Origin of the sequence: Aliihoeflea sp. 40Bstr573, assembly GCF_024105655.1 — a bacterium.
Classification (GTDB): Bacteria; Pseudomonadota; Alphaproteobacteria; order Rhizobiales; family Rhizobiaceae; genus Aliihoeflea.
In genome coordinates, this window is record NZ_JAAAMH010000029.1 from 1 (window position 1) to 18,413 (window position 18,413).

The 18,413-nt window shown below is 65.4% G+C and carries 14 protein-coding genes, 1 tRNA gene and 1 pseudogene; 6 read left to right on the plus strand and 10 right to left on the minus strand.

Going from position 1 to position 18,413, the window contains the following annotated elements; genetic code table 11:
* Positions 1–282: 282 nt before the first annotated feature.
* From GTK01_RS19400 to GTK01_RS19415, 4 genes are all read right to left on the minus strand, one after another.
* Positions 283–3,633, minus strand: coding sequence for an error-prone DNA polymerase (locus tag GTK01_RS19400; protein WP_252929250.1), 3,351 nt, complete (start codon positions 3,631–3,633; stop codon positions 283–285).
* Complete coding sequence (locus GTK01_RS19405) at positions 3,630–5,075, minus strand: DNA polymerase Y family protein (RefSeq protein ID WP_252929252.1); 1,446 nt, start codon at positions 5,073–5,075, stop codon at positions 3,630–3,632. Before GTK01_RS19405 ends, GTK01_RS19400 begins: the two co-directional genes overlap by 4 nt.
* A gap of 7 nt (positions 5,076–5,082) precedes the next feature.
* Entirely contained in the window at positions 5,083–5,913 is an 831-nt protein-coding gene (locus GTK01_RS19410) for an ImuA family protein (protein ID WP_252929254.1), read from the minus strand.
* A gap of 279 nt (positions 5,914–6,192) precedes the next feature.
* On the minus strand, positions 6,193–8,529 hold the full coding sequence (locus GTK01_RS19415) for a DNA translocase FtsK (RefSeq protein WP_252929256.1): 2,337 nt from the start codon (positions 8,527–8,529) through the stop codon (positions 6,193–6,195).
* A 173-nt stretch (positions 8,530–8,702) separates the two neighbouring features.
* Between GTK01_RS19415 and GTK01_RS19420 the strand changes: the two genes are divergently transcribed.
* Positions 8,703–9,329, plus strand: a complete 627-nt coding sequence (locus GTK01_RS19420; protein WP_252929258.1) for a hypothetical protein — start codon at positions 8,703–8,705, stop codon at positions 9,327–9,329.
* A gap of 422 nt (positions 9,330–9,751) precedes the next feature.
* Here GTK01_RS19420 and GTK01_RS19425 read toward each other — a convergent pair.
* Together GTK01_RS19425 and GTK01_RS19430 are read right to left on the minus strand one after the other, a co-directional pair.
* Positions 9,752–9,827, minus strand: a tRNA-Lys gene (locus GTK01_RS19425).
* Between the two features lie 109 nt (positions 9,828–9,936).
* Positions 9,937–10,846, minus strand: a pseudogene (locus tag GTK01_RS19430) (PhzF family phenazine biosynthesis protein).
* Between the two features lie 110 nt (positions 10,847–10,956).
* Here GTK01_RS19430 and GTK01_RS19435 point away from each other — a divergent pair.
* Genes GTK01_RS19435 through GTK01_RS19445 form a run of 3 tightly spaced genes read left to right on the plus strand, consistent with a single transcriptional unit; the run spans position 10,957 to position 14,193 of the window.
* On the plus strand, positions 10,957–12,276 hold the full coding sequence (locus GTK01_RS19435) for an efflux RND transporter periplasmic adaptor subunit (protein ID WP_252929260.1): 1,320 nt from the start codon (positions 10,957–10,959) through the stop codon (positions 12,274–12,276).
* The gene (locus GTK01_RS19440) at positions 12,273–12,995 is read left to right on the plus strand and encodes an ABC transporter ATP-binding protein (RefSeq protein ID WP_252929262.1); all 723 of its coding nucleotides are present in this window, start codon (positions 12,273–12,275) and stop codon (positions 12,993–12,995) included. Before GTK01_RS19435 ends, GTK01_RS19440 begins: the two co-directional genes overlap by 4 nt.
* Positions 12,985–14,193, plus strand: coding sequence for an ABC transporter permease (locus tag GTK01_RS19445; protein WP_252929264.1), 1,209 nt, complete (start codon positions 12,985–12,987; stop codon positions 14,191–14,193). Before GTK01_RS19440 ends, GTK01_RS19445 begins: the two co-directional genes overlap by 11 nt.
* 3 nt (positions 14,194–14,196) lie before the next feature.
* Here GTK01_RS19445 and GTK01_RS19450 read toward each other — a convergent pair whose 3' ends face one another.
* Positions 14,197–15,309 carry an endonuclease/exonuclease/phosphatase family protein gene (locus GTK01_RS19450; protein ID WP_252929266.1) on the minus strand — a complete coding sequence of 371 codons (1,113 nt, stop codon included), beginning with the start codon at positions 15,307–15,309 and terminating at the stop codon, positions 14,197–14,199.
* Between the two features lie 92 nt (positions 15,310–15,401).
* Here GTK01_RS19450 and GTK01_RS19455 point away from each other — a divergent pair, with 92 nt between their 5' ends.
* A complete protein-coding gene (locus GTK01_RS19455; RefSeq protein ID WP_252929268.1) occupies positions 15,402–15,830 on the plus strand; it encodes a BA14K family protein in 429 nt (142 codons plus the stop codon).
* 78 nt (positions 15,831–15,908) lie between these two features.
* Positions 15,909–16,193, plus strand: a complete 285-nt coding sequence (locus GTK01_RS19460; protein ID WP_252929271.1) for a PilZ domain-containing protein — start codon at positions 15,909–15,911, stop codon at positions 16,191–16,193.
* Here GTK01_RS19460 and GTK01_RS19465 read toward each other — a convergent pair whose 3' ends face one another.
* The 3 genes from GTK01_RS19465 to GTK01_RS19475 form a co-directional block, all read right to left on the minus strand.
* Positions 16,194–16,487: a PilZ domain-containing protein gene (locus GTK01_RS19465; RefSeq protein ID WP_252929273.1), complete on the minus strand. Its 294-nt coding sequence runs from the start codon at positions 16,485–16,487 to the stop codon at positions 16,194–16,196.
* 200 nt (positions 16,488–16,687) lie between these two features.
* Positions 16,688–17,707 carry a ketol-acid reductoisomerase gene (gene ilvC / locus GTK01_RS19470; RefSeq protein WP_252929275.1) on the minus strand — a complete coding sequence of 340 codons (1,020 nt, stop codon included), beginning with the start codon at positions 17,705–17,707 and terminating at the stop codon, positions 16,688–16,690.
* 14 nt (positions 17,708–17,721) lie between these two features.
* Positions 17,722–18,345, minus strand: a complete 624-nt coding sequence (locus GTK01_RS19475) for a TetR/AcrR family transcriptional regulator (RefSeq protein WP_252929295.1) — start codon at positions 18,343–18,345, stop codon at positions 17,722–17,724.
* Between the last annotated feature and the right edge of the window lie 68 nt (positions 18,346–18,413).

Genomic DNA, 18,413 nt, shown 5'->3' on the forward strand with positions numbered 1-18,413 from the left:
AGAACAGACACCCCGCCAACCGGCAAAACGTCCCAGCCTATCCGCTACCGCCTCAAGGCCTCAAAGTCGACGCTCACTTAAGAGCGATACTCTGTAATGTCAACCAACTTTCGCGAAACTCAGAAGCGAACTTCTTCGTCGCCAGCAGCGTCGCTGCCGTCGTTGTTGAGCGGGTTATAGTCCCCACTCCCCAAAACTGTCAACGACCAATTCAAAGTTTTTGCGAAATCGGCTCATCACCGAAGGGAAACCTGTGCGGAAGCCCCTGCGGCAAGGCCATTCTCAGTGAAAATCGCGCGATTTCGGGATCACGCGGACGTTTCGTGGATGATTGTGGGTGCGGTTCGGCTGCGGGCGCAGGATCTCGTCGGCACGTGAAAACTCCGGTTTCGCCTCATAGGAAGAGGACAGCCGGTCGAGATCGCCGGTGCGGTCGTGGACGGCGGTCGCCATCAGATGGACGACGCCCTCGGTGCTGCGCTGTACCTTACCCTCGACCAGCGCCAGCCGCGCGGCCATGATCGGCCGGCGGTAGCGTTCGAAGTCGCGCGACCAGACCAGCGCGTTGGCGACGCCGGTCTCGTCCTCCAGCGTCATGAAGATCGCATTGCCCTTGCCCGGCCGCTGGCGGACGAGAACGATGCCGGCGACGCGCACCCGCCTGCCATCGCGCGCCGCATTGAGGCCGGCAGCGCTCAATACGCCCTCGCCGTCGAAAAGGGCCCGCAGGAACTGCATCGGATGCGCCTTCAGCGACAGGCGGATGGTCTGGTAGTCGGCGACGACATGTTCGGAAAGCGGCATGGCCGGAAGGCGGGCATCCTCCTCGCGGCCGAGCTCGCGCTCGGCGGCAGCGGCGAAGAGCGGCAACGGCGCATCGTCGGGCAGGCGCCGAACGGCCCAGAGCGCAGCGCGCCGGTCAAGCCCGACCGAGCGGAACGCATCGGCATCGGCCAGAAGCCGGAAGGCGCGGCCGGGCAACCGCGTGCGCCGCCACAAATCCTCGACGCTTGCATAGTCCCCTGCCCGCATGGCCGCGATATGCTCCGCCCACTCGGCCTTGAAGCCGTCGATCTGGCGAAAGCCGATGCGCAGCGCGCGACGGTCGTCCTGGCCACTTTCTTCGAGCGTGTTGTCGTAAAGGCTGTGATTGATATCGACGGCGCGCACCTCGACACGGTTCTTGCGCGCATCGCAAACGATCTGCGCCGGCGCGTAGAAGCCCATCGGCTGGGAGTTCAACAGCGCGCAGGCGAAGACGTCCGGGTAATGGCATTTCAGCCAGGACGAAACATAGACCAGCTTGGCGAAGGAGGCGGCGTGGCTTTCGGGAAAGCCGTATTCGCCGAAGCCTTTGATCTGGTCGAAGCAGCGCTGGGCGAAGTCGCGGTCGTAGCCGCGCGCGGCCATGCGCTCGACCATCATCGCCTCGAAGCGCTCCATCCTGCCATTGTGCCGGAACGTCGCCATTGCCTTGCGCAAGTGATTGGCCTCGACATCGGTGAATTCGGCCGCGACCATCGCGATCTTCATCGCCTGCTCCTGGAAGAGCGGGACGCCGAGCGTGCGATGGAGGACGTTCTTCAACTCGTTAGGGTCGTGCGGCGGGCCGGGCGAGGGATAGACGATTTCTTCCGGCGGCTTGTGGCGGCGGCTGAGATAAGGATGGACCATATTGCCCTGGATCGGTCCCGGCCGCACGATCGCGACCTGGATGACGAGATCGTAGAATTCCTTCGGCCGCAGCCGCGGCAGCATGTTGATCTGCGCCCTGCTTTCGACCTGGAAGACGCCGATCGACTCGCCCTTTTGCAGCATCGCATAGGTGGCCTCGTCCTCCTGGGGAACGGTCGCGAGTTCCAGCGGCCTTTCATAATGCGCCTGGCAAAGCTCGAACGCCTTGCGGATGCAGGTCAGCATGCCGAGCGCCAGGACGTCGACCTTCATCATGCCGAGCGTGTCGATGTCGTCCTTGTCCCATTCGATGAAGGTACGTTCCTCCATCGCCGCATTGCCGATCGGCACCATCTCGTCGAGCCGGTGGCGCGCGAGCACGAAGCCACCGACATGCTGCGACAGGTGGCGCGGAAAGTTCAGCAGGCGCGCGGCGAAATCGACCGCGCGGCGGATCATCGGATTGGCGGGGTCGAGCCCCGCCTCGACGATGCGCTTGTCGGGCAGCGTGTCGCGGCTCCAGCTTCCCCACACCGTGCCGGCGATGCGCGCGGTCACGTCCTCCGACAGGCCGAGCGCCTTGCCGACCTCGCGGATCGCGCTTTTCGGACGGTAGTGGATGACGGTCGCGGCAATGCCCGCGCGATGCCGGCCATAGCGCTCATATATATACTGGATGATCTCCTCGCGCCGTTCGTGCTCGAAATCGACGTCGATGTCGGGCGGCTCCTTGCGCTCCTCGGACAGGAAACGCTCGAACAGGAGATCGCTCGTCGCCGGATCGACGGACGTGATGCCAAGCGCGTAGCAGACGGCCGAATTGGCGGCCGAGCCCCTGCCCTGACACAAGATTCCCAGTTCCTGCGCCTTTTGCACGATGTCGTGGATGGTGAGGAAATAACGGGCGTAGTCGAGCTTCTCGATCAGCACCAGTTCCTTGCAGATGGTATCGACGATCTTCGAAGGCACCACGCCGTCATAGCGCATGGCAGCCCGCCGCCATGTCAGCTCCTCCAGCCAGCCCTGCGGCGACCAGCCTGGCGGAATTGGCTCGTCGGGATATTCGTATTTGAGTTCGCCCAGCGAGAAATCCACCCGCGCCAGAAGATGCTGCACCTCGTCGATCGCTTCGGGGCAGTCTCGAAAGAGCCGGGCCATCTCGCGGGCCGGTTTCAGATGCCGCTCGGCATTGGCATGGAGCAGGCGCCCCGCCACCTCGATGGTCGTGCCCTCGCGGATGCAGGTGAGAATGTCCTGCAGGTCGCGCTGGTCGGGCGAATGGTAGAGCGCGTCATTGACGGCCAGCAGCGGCACGCCAGCCTTTGCGCCAAGGCCATTGAGCCTGGCGAGCCGGCGCCGGTCGCGGCCATTGTAAAGAAGGGTGGCGCCCAGCCACAAATGGCCTGCCCGCGAAAGGCGGCCAAGCAGTTGCGGCACCGCACCGAGTTCTTCTCCGGGCATGACGACAAGCAGCAGGTCCGAGCAATGCGAGAGAAGATCATCCAGATATAAAATACAGTCGGCCTTCCTCGCGCGCCGGTTTCCAGTGGTCAGGAGCCGGCACAGTGCGCCCCAACCCTGCCGGTTTTCCGGATAGGCGATGATGTCGGGCGTGCCGTCGCAAAAGACGAGCCGTGCCCCGACCGCCAGCTTGAATTCCTGCGCCTTCGCCATCAGCGCCTTGACGTCGATCTGAAGATTCTCGACCTCGCCGGGGATCGACCAGACATACTCGCCCGGCCCCGATCCTTCGCGGATCTTCTCCGCCGGCAATTCGCCTTTTCGGGCATCCTTAAGCGTGCCGTAAGCGCGCACCACGCCGGCCACCGAATTGCGATCCGCGATGCCGATGCCGGTATGGCCGAGGATAAGGGCGGCCAGCACCATCTCCTGCGGACTGGACGCGCCCCGCAGGAACGAGAAATTGGTGGCAGCGGCAAGTTCGGCATAGTCCGTCATGGGAACAGCCCCTGGATGAACCAGCGCACCTCCCCCGCCTCGCGCGCATAAAGGCCTTCGCGGTAAAGCCAGTAGCGATGGCCCTGCCGGTCCTCGACACGGTAATAGTCGCGGGTCTTCACGTCGCGCGCCGCACGCCACCATTCGGGCGATATGCGTTCGGGGCCCTCCACCCGCACCATATCGTGCCAGATGCGCCGCCAGCGGAACCGGTAGGGCGGGCCTTCGGGCACCTCGGCGATCGTCTCGACCGGCTGCGGCGGCGTGAAGATCAGGATCGGGCGCAAGGGCGGCTCGCCGGCGGGGCTCGGGCTCCACTCGATTTCGGTCTCACCGTCGCCGATCGCCGGCACGCGCCGCGCCGCGCGCTCGGGCACATGGCTGTCGAATGGCAAAAACCGCTCCACCGCGCCCGGCCCGAAACGCGCGCTCAAGCGGTCGACGAGGTCGGCCACCGCCGCCTCGTCCACCCGGTCGCGCTCAAAGCGGATCTGCGCGCCGTCGGCCGAGTCCCCCGCAAGCGCGGCAAGCCGGATCATGTCGAAGCCGAAGCCGGGGTCGACCGGATCGGCAAGCGCGTCGAGCCGCGTCATGAAGAGCTTCTTCAGCGCCGCCGGGTCGCGCAGCGGCCGGCCGACGAGCGCCTCGATGCGCCGCGTCGCGCCGTCGGCGCGAAAGAATGTCGCCTCGAAGGCCCGCCCGCCCTGCCCGTGCCGTTCCAGCATGGCGCAAAGGCTGCGCGTCAGCGCCTCGAAGGCGATCGCGATGTCGGCTTCGAGCCCGATCGGCTCTGCAAACCGCTCCTCCGCCGTGAACAGCGGCAGCGGCCGGCGCGGCGACAGGGGCAGGTCGATCTCGCCGAGGATCGCCCGAAGCCGGCGCACGAAATCCGACCCGAACCGCGCGGCAAGCGGCTTTTGCGGGCGCGCGGCGAGATCACCGAGCGACATGAGCCCGGCGCGGCGCAAGGCGACGATGCTCTCGGGCTCAACCTCCAGAGCCGCAACCGGCAGCGGCGCCACGGCCTCGCGCTCAGCGCCGGAAGCGACGATGCCGCCCTCGCCGAAACGGGCGAGCGCGCGCGCCGCAGCCGCCGTCCCGGCGATCGCCGATCGCGCCGTCAGGCCGAAGCCCGACAGCCGCCGTTCCAGATCGGCCCTGAGCCGCCCTTCCCCCCCGAACAGATGTGCCGAACCGGCGATCTCGAGGATCAGCGTGTCGGGTGCCTCCTCCGCGACGACGGGCGTATAGCGATCGCACCAGTCGGCGACATGGCGAAGAAGCGCAAGATCGGCTTCCGGTTCGTGTTCGTGCACCTCGATCGCCGGCACGCGGGCGCGCGCATCGGCAAGGCCAAGGCCGGAATTGAGCCCGAGCGACAGCGCCTTGCGGTCGGCCGCGACGAGCCGCATGGCATTGGCTTCAAGAGCCGCGACGACCATCGGCCGGTCATCCCGCCTGCCGCCAGCCCTCAGCGCCAGACGCTCCAGCCGGTCGGTCGGAAGAAAGGGGAGCCACAGCGCGAGATATCGCCTGTTCCTCGAAGCGTTGCTCGTCACGGTTCCACTCCATCTGCCAGTTGAGGCCGGCCGTGCCCGCGCGCTGGCGCAAAAGGGTGATGTCGAAGGCCGGCATGCCCGGCGCATTGGCCTCGAGCGGGCGCGAGGCAAGCGCGCGCACCTGCCAGCGCGTCATCGCCGCGCTCGGCTCCGCTCGTGCGGAAAGCCGCAGGAGAAAGATCGGCACGCCGCTTTCCTCCGCCGCCAGCGTCAACCGGCGCGTGGCGGTGAGGTCGAGCGCTTTCGGGTTGCCCCAGGGCTCGATGACGACGGCGCCGAGCGCCTCGCACCGGGCCCCTTCGATTCCAGCGCGCAGGACCGCGGCGGCATCCTTCAGCCGAACCTGGATCAGCGTCTGCGGCAAAAGACCGATGTCGAGCAGGCCCTGCGGATAGAGCTTTCCCGTCTCGACCTCACCGGCGATCTGACGCACCCACAGCGTCTTGCGCAGGCGCAATGTGCCGCCTTGAGCGCGCAGATCCTCTTCGATCCGCAAGCCGGCCCGCAGGCTCAAGCCCGCGACGAAGCCGGCCGCAGACGCGGCATCTGCCCCTGCCGCACCCAGCACCTCATGCAATGCGCCGCGCATCAGCCCGCCGCCCAACGCCCTGTCCGGCCCGTCCGCACCAAGCGAAAACCGGTTTTCCGGCCCGATCAGTCCGACAGGCTCCAGGGCGGCGAGGCTTTGCCGCAGCGCATGGATATCGCGTCGACCATCCATGCCATATGTTCCTATTTTGTTCTATTAAGAACCCAACCGGAACGGGAGTCAATTCGGGCGTGGAAAATGTGATCTTCCGCTGCGTCGGCGGCATTTCCCATGCCAATTTGCATTGAACGCCGACGGCCGGCATTGTCGCAGCGGCATGCTTGCCGCCGCCTAATGCTCGTCCTGCCGCGCGGCCACATCTGGGTCTGCGCGGCAAGCCACGAACTCTTCAAACCGCGTCACGACTTCGCCGGCGGCATCGAGCAGACAAACGTCAGGCAGCTCGTTGCTTCATGCAGACTGGCCGGACAGGATTTCCCGTTTGCCCACATGATTGGGCGCACCGACCAGCCCTTCCTTCTCCATGCGTTCGACGAGGGAGGCAGCCCGATTGTAGCCGATGCCCAGCCGACGCTGAATGTAGGATGTCGAGCACTTCTTGTCGCGCGTGACGACCTTGACCGCTTCGGCGTAAAGCGCGTCGCCATCGTCGGTGTCCGTTGTGGAAACGACGTCGGCCTCGTCCTCGTCCGCCAGCGCCCCATCACCATCGGCTGTCACCGTATCGAGATATTCCGGCGTCGCCTGCGCCTTGAGATGCGCAACGACCTTCTCGACTTCGGCATCCGAAACGAACGGCCCGTGGACGCGGGCGAGACGACCGCCGCCGGCCATGTGCAGCATGTCGCCCTGGCCGAGGAGTTGTTCGGCGCCCTGCTCGCCCAAAATGGTGCGGCTATCGATCTTCGACGTGACCTGGAAAGAGATCCGGGTCGGGAAATTCGCCTTGATCGTGCCTGTGATCACGTCGACCGAGGGGCGCTGCGTGGCCATGATCAGATGGATGCCGGCGGCGCGCGCCATCTGCGCCAGGCGCTGGATCGCGCCTTCGATCTCCTTGCCCGCCACCATCATCAGGTCGGCCATCTCGTCGACGATGATGACGATGAATGGCATGGGCGACAGGTCGATCTCGCGCTCCTCAAAGGTCGGCTCGCCCGTTCCCTTCGCAAAGCCGGTCTGGACCTGCATGAAGATCTGTTCGCCGCTCTGTCGGGCAGCGGCGGCGCGGCTGTTGTAGCCGTCGATGTTGCGCACGCCGAGCCGCGCCATCTTGCGATAGCGGTCCTCCATCTCGCGCACGGCCCATTTCAGCGCCGTCACCGCCTTTTGCGGATCGGTGACGACGGGCGTCAGCAGATGCGGAATGCCGTCATAGACGGACAGCTCCAGCATCTTCGGATCGACCATGATCAGCCGGCACTCTTCCGGGTTCAACCGGTAGAGCAGCGACAGGATCATGGTGTTGATGGCGACCGACTTGCCCGAGCCCGTCGTACCCGCGACGAGAAGATGGGGCATGCGCGCAAGGTCGGCGACGACTGGCTGGCCGCCGATATCCTTGCCGAGCGCCAGCGCAAGCTTGGCGTTCGATCGCCCGAACGCGTCGCTCTCGATCAATTCACGGAAATAGACCGTCTCGCGCTCGTCGTTCGGCAGTTCGATGCCGATGGCATTGCGACCCGGCACCACGGCGACGCGCGCCGACACGGCCGACATCGAGCGCGCGATGTCGTCGGCCAAATTGATCACGCGGCTGGATTTGACGCCGGGTGCCGGCTCGAATTCGTAGAGCGTGACGACCGGGCCAGCTCTGACATGAATGATTTCGCCTTTGACACCGAAATCCTCCAGCACGCTTTCGAGCAGGTCCGCGCCCTGTTCAAGGCGCTCCTGCGTCAGGTAGACGCCGGTTCCAACGGGCGGGTCCTGCAGGAGCCCGATGGGCGGAAAGGAATAGCCCTCCCCCGCACCGTCGGCCTCGATCCGCATGGCATCCGGCATGACCGGCGGCCGCGCCGACGCCGTCGGAGCGACCGGCACGACGGTACGCGCGGTGGTCTGCTCCCGGCCGCCCGCACGCTGCGCGATAGGGGCCGATGCGCCGTCAACGGAACTGCGGGCTTTGGCGCCCGATCCGCCCGAACAATCGATGACGCGATAGAGAGAAGCAGGATCGGCCGCCTCGCCCTGTGGCCGCGCGACTTCGGTCGGGCTGGCCGTCCGGCGAGATGGAGCCACCACCCGGTCACCTGCAGCTTCGCGCAGAGGCGCGGGAGCGAGGTCCGGCGAAATCGGCGGCGCGAACTCGAAGAATGCATGGTCGGAAAGATGAGCCCAGATTTCGCCGCTGCTTTGCGAACCAGCCTCCGTCGCGGTCGCATCCGCCTCGGCGCCGGGTTCCTCGGCCGCTTCCGTGGATGTTGATCGTTCATCCGCATCGTGGACGAGTTCGAGAATGTGTTCGCGAGTTGGAGCCGAAGCAGGCGCCAGCGGATCGGCGTCCGGCGACGGTCCGCCTGCCTTCTCGGTGGCCTTGTTCGGCTTCTTCGTCACCGGATTGTCCGGCGTGCGTGTGAAGCGCACGTTTGGCGCCATGAAGAAGTGCTTTTCCCAGGTAGGCTTGTCGTCCGGCGAAACGGGATTGGCCGGCGGCTCGCGAAGACCATCGCGCTCGGTGCGGGTCGCTTCCACCTGCGGCTCGGAGCCCTCGGGCGTCGACGGCGCCCGGGAAGCATAAAGGGAAATCGGGATGATGTTTGCCCTGGTGATCGGCGAGGATGACATGCGTATGCTCAACGGTTGGACCCCGTCGAGGGATAGGAGCACAGGGTTAACAGTTCCTTCCCGATTCCCATGCCGGCGCGTCAAGATGACGGTCTCCAGGCCGGAGAGGCTTTGAGGCAACGCATGGATATCGCGCCGACCATGCACGGCTCTTTGTTTATGCCGATCCGACGATGACAGAACTTGAGAAGGCGGCGACGATCTGGCTTGACGGGTTCTATCAGCTCGAGCATCTGCTCGCCGCGCGCGAGTGGACGATCCGGCTTGCCGGAAAGGCTTCGCCCGAGCTGCGCTTCGCTGCTCTCGTGCATGACGCCGAGCGGTTCTTTCCCGGCGGGCCGAGCGGCACACCCCAGGACGGTTTCGACGATCCGGACTATCTCTTTGCCCATTCAACGCGCTCGGCCGACATCGTGGAAGCATGGCTCTCCACGCGCGGCGACCCCGTCGCCGCGTCCTTCGCCCGACGGGTAAGGTCGCTCATCCTGCGTCACGAGATCGGCGGCAATCCGGAAGAGGACATCCTGCAGGCGGCCGATTCGCTCGCCTTCCTGAGCACGTTCGACTGGCTGATCGTCGGCTGGGTTCGTGACGGCCACTACACGATCGCGGGTGCGCGCGAAAAGCTGGACTGGATGTTGAGCCGCATCCGAGTGCCGGCCGCGCTCACGCTTGCACTTCCCTTCTACGTCGGCATCGTCGACGCACTCGAAAAGGCCCGCGACCACGACCTCGACTGGTCGATGCGCCGACAACTTGCAGGAAACCGGGCTTTCCTCATGGGTTTGAACGCCCGGTAGATTTCCGGCAGCAAGCGCCGCGCCGACCAGGCTGGCTTGCAGGAGGTCGGGCGTTCCCCGGTCACAATACATCTGGCGCCTCACCAGCTTGAGCTTCGAGATATGCCTTTTGTGATGCGTGATGGCGGCGCGGGCGCGGGGCGCATGTCGCTGACGAGGGCGCCGAAGCGCGAGCCTGCTGTTGTACCGCATTCATGCCCGCCGGGCGCGCGTTCCATACCCCTTCAGGATCGGGCTTGATGCACTCGATGGCGATGCCGAGTCTCAGACACTGTAGAGCCCGTTGGGCGAGGCAAACGGCAGGCCATTGCAAGGGTGGGCGAAGCCGGCCTACCACAGGTCGCGGCTGAACCGAAACGTGACCTTCGCCTACCGTCCGCCGACGGAATGGCGCACGACAGACCTCGAAAAATTGGAAAAAATGGTGGGTGATGTAGGGATCGAACCTACGACCCGCTGATTAAGAGTCAGCTGCTCTACCAACTGAGCTAATCACCCGGCCACCGGGCCACCGAGGCGTCCCGAAGAAGCCGCGTCTATAGCCACTCGCTTTCGCGCTGTCCAGCACTCAGGTGAAAGTTTTTCGCGCATGCGCGATGCCGCATGGTCAGGCAAAAAGCGTGCCCTCGGCGACCTTCACCGCATGCCCGCCAATCCGCGCGGCGGTGATCGCGCCGCCTTCGACGTCGATCTCGAGACGGATGCGCGAGGGCCGACCCATCTCGATGCCCTGTTCGATCCAGTGCCGGTGGGAACCGGCGCCCAGCCGGTCGAAATGGTGGATCGCGCCAGCGAAAGCGGCGGCGGCCGAGCCTGTCGCCGGGTCTTCCGTCATGCCCATATGCGGCGCGAACATACGCGCGTGGAAGGCGCAGTCATGGCCGACCGCCTCGCGGCAGTAAACGTAGGCACCGGGTATCACGCCATCGGCCTGCGGCGCGACCTCGATCCAGAGCGCGCCGTCGCATTTGGCGCGCGCGGCGGCGTCGAGCCCGGCAACGGGAACGGTGATGAAGGGGTACGCCCGCCGACCAGAGCTGCGGCACATGGTTCTCGAATCCGATCTCATGCGCGCCCAGCCCTAGCGCGGCGGCGAAGGACGCCTTGTCGACCTCGCAGTCGAGGCGCCTGGGCAATCGCGGTAGATCGAACTCGGCGAAGGCCGCATCGCTTTGCCGCGAGATTGCGCAGCGCACGAGGCCGATCCTCTGTTCGAGAACGAGGAGGGAAAGGTCGGTGGGCTGCCCGCGATCCGCAAGCGCAACGGCGGTGCCGACGGTCGGATGTCCGGCGAAGGGAAGCTCGCTGGCGGGCGTAAAGATTCGCATGGCGGCCGCGTGGCCGGCCCCTTGCGCCGGCAGGACGAAGACCGTTTCGGAGAGATTGAATTCCTTTGCAATCTTCTGCATCGCGTCGTCCGAAAGGCCGTCGGCTTGAAGGACGATCGCGAGCGGATTGCCCGCCAGCGCCTGATCGGCGAAGACGTCGTAGACAGCGTAGCGGCGGGTGGAAGTCACGGATCGGGCGCTCCTTTGGCAGTCGACATGGCCAAACTTTAATTTGTAATCGCAGCGCTTTGAGGCGATCTGTCAAGAATAGGGATATATCGAGCGCCAGGCTTCGTCAGATGGATCAGATCGCCGGCCGGCCGCAAGGGCCCTCCGCGCACAGCGCACACCCGCCGATTGCCGACGCGCTCGGCCTCGGTTCGGCAAAACGCAAGAAGCGTCGCTGGCCGCTCCTCGCCGGCCTTCTGCTGCTCGGCGCCGCTGCCGGTACCTACTACGCTTTCGTCCCCTCCTCCGCACCGCAGATCACCTACCGAACCGTACCGGCAGAGCGCGGCGCGCTGACCGTCCAGGTTTCCGCAACAGGTACGTTGGCACCGCTGACGCAGGTCGACGTGTCGACGGAACTGTCCGGCGTGGTGCGCTCGGTTTCGGTCGACGAGAACGAGCGGGTTTCGGCCGGCGACGTGCTCGCCGTGCTCGACACCGGCAGGATCGAGGCGCAGATCGAGCGCGCCGAGGCGAATGTCGCCGCCGCAGCCGCCCGCGTGCTCGACGCGGAGGTAACGCTGACCGAGACCCGTCAGGCGCTCGCGCGCGCCGAGCAATTGTCGAGCCGCGGCATGGTCGCCGACCAGGCGCTCGAAACGTCGCAGGCCGCGTTCGACCGCGCCGACAGCGCGGTCGCGATCGCGCGCGCCAACCAGGACATCGCGGAGGCCGAGTTGAAGCTTCAACAGGCAGACCTCGACAAGAGCACGATCTACGCGCCGATCGACGGCATCGTCCTGACGCGAGCCCTCAATCCGGGCCAGACCGTTTCGGCATCGACCCAGGCGCCGATCCTGTTCGTCATCGCCGAGAATCTGGAACGCATGGAACTGAAGGCGGCGATCGACGAGGCCGATATCGGCCAGGTGGCCGAGGGCCAGACGGCGCGCTTCACGGTCGACGCCTTTCCGACGCGCCGTTTCGACGCTGAGATCAGCGACATCGCCTATGCCTCGGTCGTCACCGAAGGCGTCGTGACCTACGAGGCGCGGCTGGCGGTGACGAATGACGAGCTTTTGCTGCGCCCCGGCATGACCGCGACGGTCGACATCGTCACCCGCGAGGCCGAGGACGCGCTTCTGGTTCCAGCCTCGGCGTTTCGGTTCAGCCCGGCCGTTGCCGAAGAACAGTCCTCCGGCTTTGGCCTGCAGGCGTTGTTCTCACCGCCGCGCATGGGCATGGGGCGCGGCGGACGCGGGCGTGGCGGTCAGGGCGGGGAAGCGCGGCAGGCAGCCGATCCCTCGCAGCGCACGCTCTACGTGATGGAGAACGGCGCGCCGCAGGCGACCCGCGTCACCACCGGCTCCAGCGATGGCGACCGTATCGAGATCGTCGACGGACTGCAGGAAGGCGCCGAAGTCGTCGTCGGCACGCAGGAACGGCGATGAACATCCACACTGAGCCGCCGCTTCTCGCCTTCGCCAAGGTCTGGAAGACCTATGGTGCGGGCGAGGCGCGCGTCGATGCGCTGGCCGGCGTCGACCTGTCGATCCGGCGCGGCGAGTTCGTCGCGATCATGGGTCCGTCGGGTTCGGGCAAGTCGACGGCGATGAACATCATCGGCTGCCTCGATACGCCAAGCGAAGGGCGCTACGATTTCCTCGGCGTGGATGCGGGAACGCTCGATCGCGGCCGGCGCGCGATCCTGCGCAATCTTTATATCGGCTTCGTCTTCCAGGGCTACAATCTCCTCGCTCGCACGACGGCGGCGGAAAATGTCGAATTGCCCCTCATCTATCGCGGCGTGCCGGTGAAGGAGCGGCGCGCCATGGCGATGACCGCGCTGGCGCAGGTCGGGCTTGAGGGGCGCGAGGACCACACGCCGGGCGAACTCTCGGGCGGCCAGCAGCAGCGCGTCGCGATTGCCCGCGCCATCGTCGCCAATCCGACGCTGCTCGTGGCCGACGAGCCCACTGGAAACCTCGACACGGCCCGCAGCCACGAGATCATGGAGCTTCTGACCGGGCTGAACCGCAACCAGGGGCTGACCATCGTCATGGTGACGCACGAAGCGGACATCGCCGCCTTTGCGGACCGGACCATCGGCTTTCTCGACGGCAACATCGCCTATGACCGCGTGAACACGGAGGCGGCGCATGTTTCTTGAGACTGTCCGTCTGGCCTTGCGTTCCGTGCGCCGCAACGCGCTGCGCTCCTTCCTGACGCTGCTCGGCATCGTCATCGGCGTAGCCGCCGTCATCGCCATGATCACGGTCGGCTCCGGCACGACCGAAAAGGTCAAGCAGGACATCTCCAATCTCGGCAGCAACCTTTTGATGGTCTCGGCCGCCCGCCCCTCGCGCGGCGGCACCACGAATTTCACGCCGCGCCGCCTCGACGCCAGCGACCTCGCGGCCATCTCGACTTCACTGTCCGGTGTCGACGCAGTCTCGGGTGCATCGCAGCGGCAAGTGCGCATCGTCTACGGCGCCGACAATCTGACCGCCGAAGTCACCGGCACCGACACCGAATATTTCTCCGCGCGCAACTGGGAGGTCACCGTCGGCCGCGCCTTCTCCGAGCAGGAAGCCCGTTCGGGCGGCAATGTCTGCGTCATCGGCCAGACGGTGCGGTCGACGCTTTTCGGCGCCGGCGATCCGCTCGACCAGCCGATTCGCGTCGGCCAGATGAGTTGCCGCGTCATCGGCGTGCTCGAGGCCAAAGGCACGGCCGGATTCGGGCAGGATCAGGACGCGACGGTACTGATGCCGCTGCCGACCTTCCAGCGCCGCATTGCCGGCAACCGCGACATTGGCACCATCTTCGTCGCCGCACAGGACGGGGTGGCGACGAGCGGGGTCGTCGCCGACATCGAGCAGATCCTGCGTGAGAACAGGGGCATCTCACCCGGTCAGGAAGATAATTTCCAGGTTCGCGACATGACCCAGATCGCCGACGCTGTGACCAGCACGACGACCGTGATGACGGGCATGCTCGGCGCACTTGCCAGCGTCAGCCTCCTCGTCGGCGGCATCGGCATCATGAACATCATGCTGGTTTCGGTGACCGAGCGCACGCGCGAGATCGGCATTCGCCTCGCCATCGGCGCGCATGAGCGCCACATACTGCTCCAGTTCCTCGTCGAGGCGACGGTGCTGTCGGTGCTCGGCGGCATCATCGGCGTCGTCATCGGACTATCGCTCGCCGGTCTCGCCGCAATGAGCCTTTCGATCCCCTTCGTGCCGAGCCTTGCCGTCATCGCACTTGCGGTCGGCTTTTCGGGCCTGATCGGCATGGTGTTCGGCTTCTTTCCCGCGCTGCGCGGCGCGCGGCTCGATCCCATCGTGGCGCTGCGGCACGAGTAGCGACTACAGAACGTCCAGTTCCATGACGACCGGACAGTGGTCCGACGCCTTAGGCCGGTCCCAGCCGATGCGCGGCCAGCGCTCGGGCGACTGCTCCGGCGGGATCGGCGTGCGCCAGGGCTGGCCCCTGGTGATGATCTGCGGCAGGCGCGTCGCGTTCTTCTGCGCCCAGCCGCCCGAGACGAGCACATAGTCGAGCTGGCACAGATGCCGCTCCTGCGGCCCGCGCGTGTGATAGAGCGTCCAGCGCTCGAGCGGCGGCAGACGCTCGGCGACGTTCTCGCAAAACCCGCCCTCGGTGAGAACGTCGAGGCTGGTGCGGATGTCTTCGGCCACCGGCGTGAAGGTCCAGTCGCCCTCTATGCCGCCCTCGACGACGATCCGCTCGCGATAATCGTTCAGATCGCCGCAGATCGCCCAGCGCTTCTGTGCCGCCTTCGGCCCGAAACGCTCCTCGATGATCGCGCGCACGGCAGCGGCCTCGGCCATGCGAACAGGCATGGTCGATTCGCGCCCCGGCAGCCCGTTGCGCGCCCCGCCCATCGACTTGAAATGCACGAGATAGATGGTCACCGGCCAGCCGGCGACCTTGAGATCGACCTCAAGGCAATCGCGCCGGAAAATCCGGTCATGCGGCTTCTCGCCGACTTGTGCTAGCGCATCGTTATAGAGCTCGAGTTCCTCGAACGTGACGTGGGCATGGCTCTGCATCGCGACGAACTCGATCGGCTCGCCATAGGCGGTTTCGGTGCGGAACATGATCGCGACCTCGATGCCGCGCATGTCGTTGCCCTTGGCAAGATACTTCTCGCGATAGCCGTGACCGACCATCTTGAAGAGATAGCCATATTCGAAGGCGCGAAGCGCCTCGATGTTCTCCACTTCCTGCAGGCAAATGATGTCGGCGCGTGCGGCGGCGATGGCAAGAGCGCTGAGCTGGCGCGCATCGTCCGTGTGCGAGATCATCCGCGCGCGTTCGAGGTGGCGGTAGTCAGCCTCGTTGTCGATCTGAAAGAGCGAGAGCGCCCGATCCTGCAGGAGTTGGTTGCGGAAGCCGGAAAAATCGAACCTGTTCATCAGGTTCTCGACATTGAAGGTGGCGATGCGAAGCGACATGGTCGCAGCGTCGCCTAGCAGCCAACCGAACACAAGCTTCGCTTAAGCCGCGTGCGCTAGTCAGGATGGCAACATAAGGAGACGTCCGTCCCGTGTCGAAGATCCTGCCCGCCCTCGTCCTTCTGATCGCCTGCGCGACGCCTGCCCTTGCGGCCGACATGCCCAAGGGCCAGATTCACCCAGGCTGGGGTGTCCAGGCGCCGGTCGCGGTCGCCCCCCAGGCATCGGCGACGGTCGTCGAGGAACTGGGCAGCCCGCCCCTTCCCTATCGCGGCTTCGAGTATCCGCTCGACGATGCAAGCTGGTTCTATCCGCCGCATCCAGCCGCCGAGACCTACGGCACGGCCTATGGCTATGCCGGCCGGCGGGTCATCGCCGCGCCGCCATCCTCAGTTCCGTCAGCCCTGCCATTCTCCCATGTCAACTGGTGCAATGCGCGCTATGCCTCTTACCGCGCAACCGACAACACGTTTCTGCCGCCCCGAGGCGGACGGCGCACCTGCGTTTCGCCATATCTGTGAGATCGTTAACCCGATGTTCGGCGGGTCGTTGATAAGGCTCGGTCGAAAAATCATCCGGTGTGGATTCAAGGCAGGTCGGTGACGGACGAAAACGCAAGACTCGAGCATCGCCAGCGTGTCCTCAAGGGCGCGTCGATCCTTGGCGACGTCAACACGTCTGAGATTTCCTGCACCATCCGCAACATGCACTCCAAGGGCGCGGAGCTGCGTGTGCCGGTCGACGTCGTCGTGCCGGACGACTTCCTGCTCTACGTCCCGACCGACGCCAAAGGATACCGCGCGGAGGTTCGCTGGCGCGTGCGCGACCGGATCGGCGTCGAGTTCCTCGGCGAGGAACCCAAGCCCCATTGGCACTATGGCTGACTAGGCGATCCGCACACCCACATCGCCGCCGCGGCGCCAACGAACCTCCACCTGCCTGAAGGCAACCCCGTCAGACATGCGCATCTGGAACTGCTGCGGTATCGCCAGCGCATCGCCAAAGCACAGCCGCGCACCATGGTCCGAGAGGCTGCGCACAACGCATTCGCTGCTCGCATAGCCGCCGTCGAACCGAAGCACCGCGCCCTTGAAGACGCGCCGGCGCTGCTCGCCACGCCGATCCGGGAAGACCTCGCCGCCGACGCCGATCGATCGCTCGGTAATGTGTATCATCATGGCACAACCTCCATTCACCGACGGATACGCAGCAAAGACCATGCCAGAACGCAAACGGGCCGCACCATGGCGACCCGTTCGATTATCGTCAAAGCAAGAAGATCAGTTCTTGGCCTTGTCGACCAGCTTGTTCTTGGCGATCACCCGCGTGCCCGCAGCCGAAGGCGAGGACACGCAAGGATCGACTCCGGGGATCGCGATCAGTTCTTGGCCTTGTCGACCAGCTTGTTCTTGGCGATCCACGGCATCATGCCGCGCAGCTTCTCGCCGACTTCCTCGATCTGGTGCGAATCGTTGCGGCGGCGGATGCCCTTGAAGCGGGCCATGCCGGACCGGTATTCCTGCATCCATTCGGAGGTGAACTTGCCGGTCTGGATATCATCCAGAACGCGCTTCATTTCCTTCTTGGTCTCGGCGGTGATGATACGCGGTCCGGACACGTATTCGCCCCACTCGGCGGTGTTCGAGATCGAGTAGTTCATGTTGGCGATGCCGCCCTCATAGATGAGGTCGACGATGAGCTTCACTTCGTGCAGGCACTCGAAATAGGCCATTTCCGGCGCATAGCCCGCTTCCACCAGCGTCTCGAAGCCGGCGCGGATGAGCTCGACCAGACCGCCGCAAAGCACGACCTGCTCACCGAACAGATCGGTTTCGCACTCTTCCTTGAAGTTGGTCTCGATGATGCCCGAGCGGCCGCCGCCAACGCCGCAGGCATAGGAAAGGCCAAGATCGAGCGCATTGCCCGAGGCGTCCTGGTGCACGGCAACGAGGCACGGCACGCCGCCGCCCTTCTGGTATTCGCCGCGAACCGTGTGGCCGGGGCCCTTCGGCGCGACCATCAGGACGTCGACCGAGGCTTTCGGCTCGATGAGGCCGAAATGGACATTGAGGCCGTGCGCGAAGGCAATCGCGGCGCCGTCGCGGATGTTCGGCGCGATCTCGTCACGGTAGATGTCGGCCTGGAGTTCGTCCGGCGTCGCCATCATCATGAGGTCGGCCCACTTGGCGACTTCGGCCACGGTCATGACCTTGAGGCCGTCGGCTTCGACCTTCTTGGCCGTCGCCGAGCCCGCCTTGAGGCCGATGGCGATGTCCTTCACGCCCGAATCCTTCAGGTTCAGCGCATGGGCGCGGCCCTGGGAGCCGTAGCCGATGATGGCGACCTTCTTGCCCTTGATGAGATTGAGATCGGCGTCGCGATCGTAATAAACGCGCATGAGTGGTTCCTTCCCTAGTGCGGTTTTTGGGGTTGCGGTGCCCCGTAAAGGGCGAAGAACTGCTGCGTCGCGCGCGCGGCATCCCGCGCGATCTCCGCCTCAGTCGTTTCCAGCCGGTCGCCGAGCAGCAGCCGGATCTGAACGTCGCGGCCGACGAGGCCGAAAAAGGTGCGGAACGTCGCTTCCGTATCGTCGAAAGCGAGAAGACCGTTCGCCCTGCCCGCCTCGAGCAGGGGCTTCAGCCTTTCACCGATGGCAAAGCGCCCGTTTGCAAGAACGATCCGCCCGAGATTGCTCTTGGCCGAGCCCGCGTGGCTGATGCCGACGCGATTGAGCGCGATCGAGGTGCGGCTTGAGATGACCGAAAGCCAGTTGACCGCGAAGGCTTCGAGGCTCTCGCGCAGTTGCGAAGCGTCGAGATGCTGGGCGTCGAAATTGCCGGCGCGCACGCGCGAGGCCTGCCAGCGAACGGTTGCGGCGAGAAGTCCGTCGCGGTCGCCAAACCATTTGTAGAGCGTTTCCTTGGAGCAATTGGCCTTGCGCGCCACGGCGGCCGTAGTGACGGCGTCGCCGCCGGTCACCAGCAGATCGAGCACGGCATCCAGAACGTCCTTCTGACGCTCCGTCCACTCGTCCATCGCTGTCGCGGCTTCGCCCAAATCCGTGCTCCGAAGGTGTGTACCGTACGGTACGGTACGGTACGGTA

What these genes read in the sequence shown, in the direction of transcription:
- GTK01_RS19415 (WP_252929256.1), bottom strand. Translation starts at nt 8,529, where the DNA reads ATGTCATCCTCGCCGATCACCAGGGCAAACATCATCCCGATTTCCCTT.
- GTK01_RS19445 (WP_252929264.1), top strand. Translation starts at nt 12,985, where the DNA reads ATGTTTCTTGAGACTGTCCGTCTGGCCTTGCGTTCCGTGCGCCGCAAC.
- ilvC (WP_252929275.1), bottom strand. Translation starts at nt 17,707, where the DNA reads ATGCGCGTTTATTACGATCGCGACGCCGATCTCAATCTCATCAAGGGC.
- GTK01_RS19465 (WP_252929273.1), bottom strand. Translation starts at nt 16,487, where the DNA reads ATGATGATACACATTACCGAGCGATCGATCGGCGTCGGCGGCGAGGTC.
- GTK01_RS19400 (WP_252929250.1), bottom strand. Translation starts at nt 3,633, where the DNA reads ATGACGGACTATGCCGAACTTGCCGCTGCCACCAATTTCTCGTTCCTG.
- GTK01_RS19450 (WP_252929266.1), bottom strand. Translation starts at nt 15,309, where the DNA reads ATGTCGCTTCGCATCGCCACCTTCAATGTCGAGAACCTGATGAACAGG.
- GTK01_RS19440 (WP_252929262.1), top strand. Translation starts at nt 12,273, where the DNA reads ATGAACATCCACACTGAGCCGCCGCTTCTCGCCTTCGCCAAGGTCTGG.
- GTK01_RS19420 (WP_252929258.1), top strand. Translation starts at nt 8,703, where the DNA reads ATGACAGAACTTGAGAAGGCGGCGACGATCTGGCTTGACGGGTTCTAT.
- GTK01_RS19475 (WP_252929295.1), bottom strand. Translation starts at nt 18,345, where the DNA reads ATGGACGAGTGGACGGAGCGTCAGAAGGACGTTCTGGATGCCGTGCTC.
- GTK01_RS19405 (WP_252929252.1), bottom strand. Translation starts at nt 5,075, where the DNA reads ATGGTCGTCGCGGCTCTTGAAGCCAATGCCATGCGGCTCGTCGCGGCC.
- GTK01_RS19435 (WP_252929260.1), top strand. Translation starts at nt 10,957, where the DNA reads ATGGATCAGATCGCCGGCCGGCCGCAAGGGCCCTCCGCGCACAGCGCA.
- GTK01_RS19410 (WP_252929254.1), bottom strand. Translation starts at nt 5,913, where the DNA reads ATGGATGGTCGACGCGATATCCATGCGCTGCGGCAAAGCCTCGCCGCC.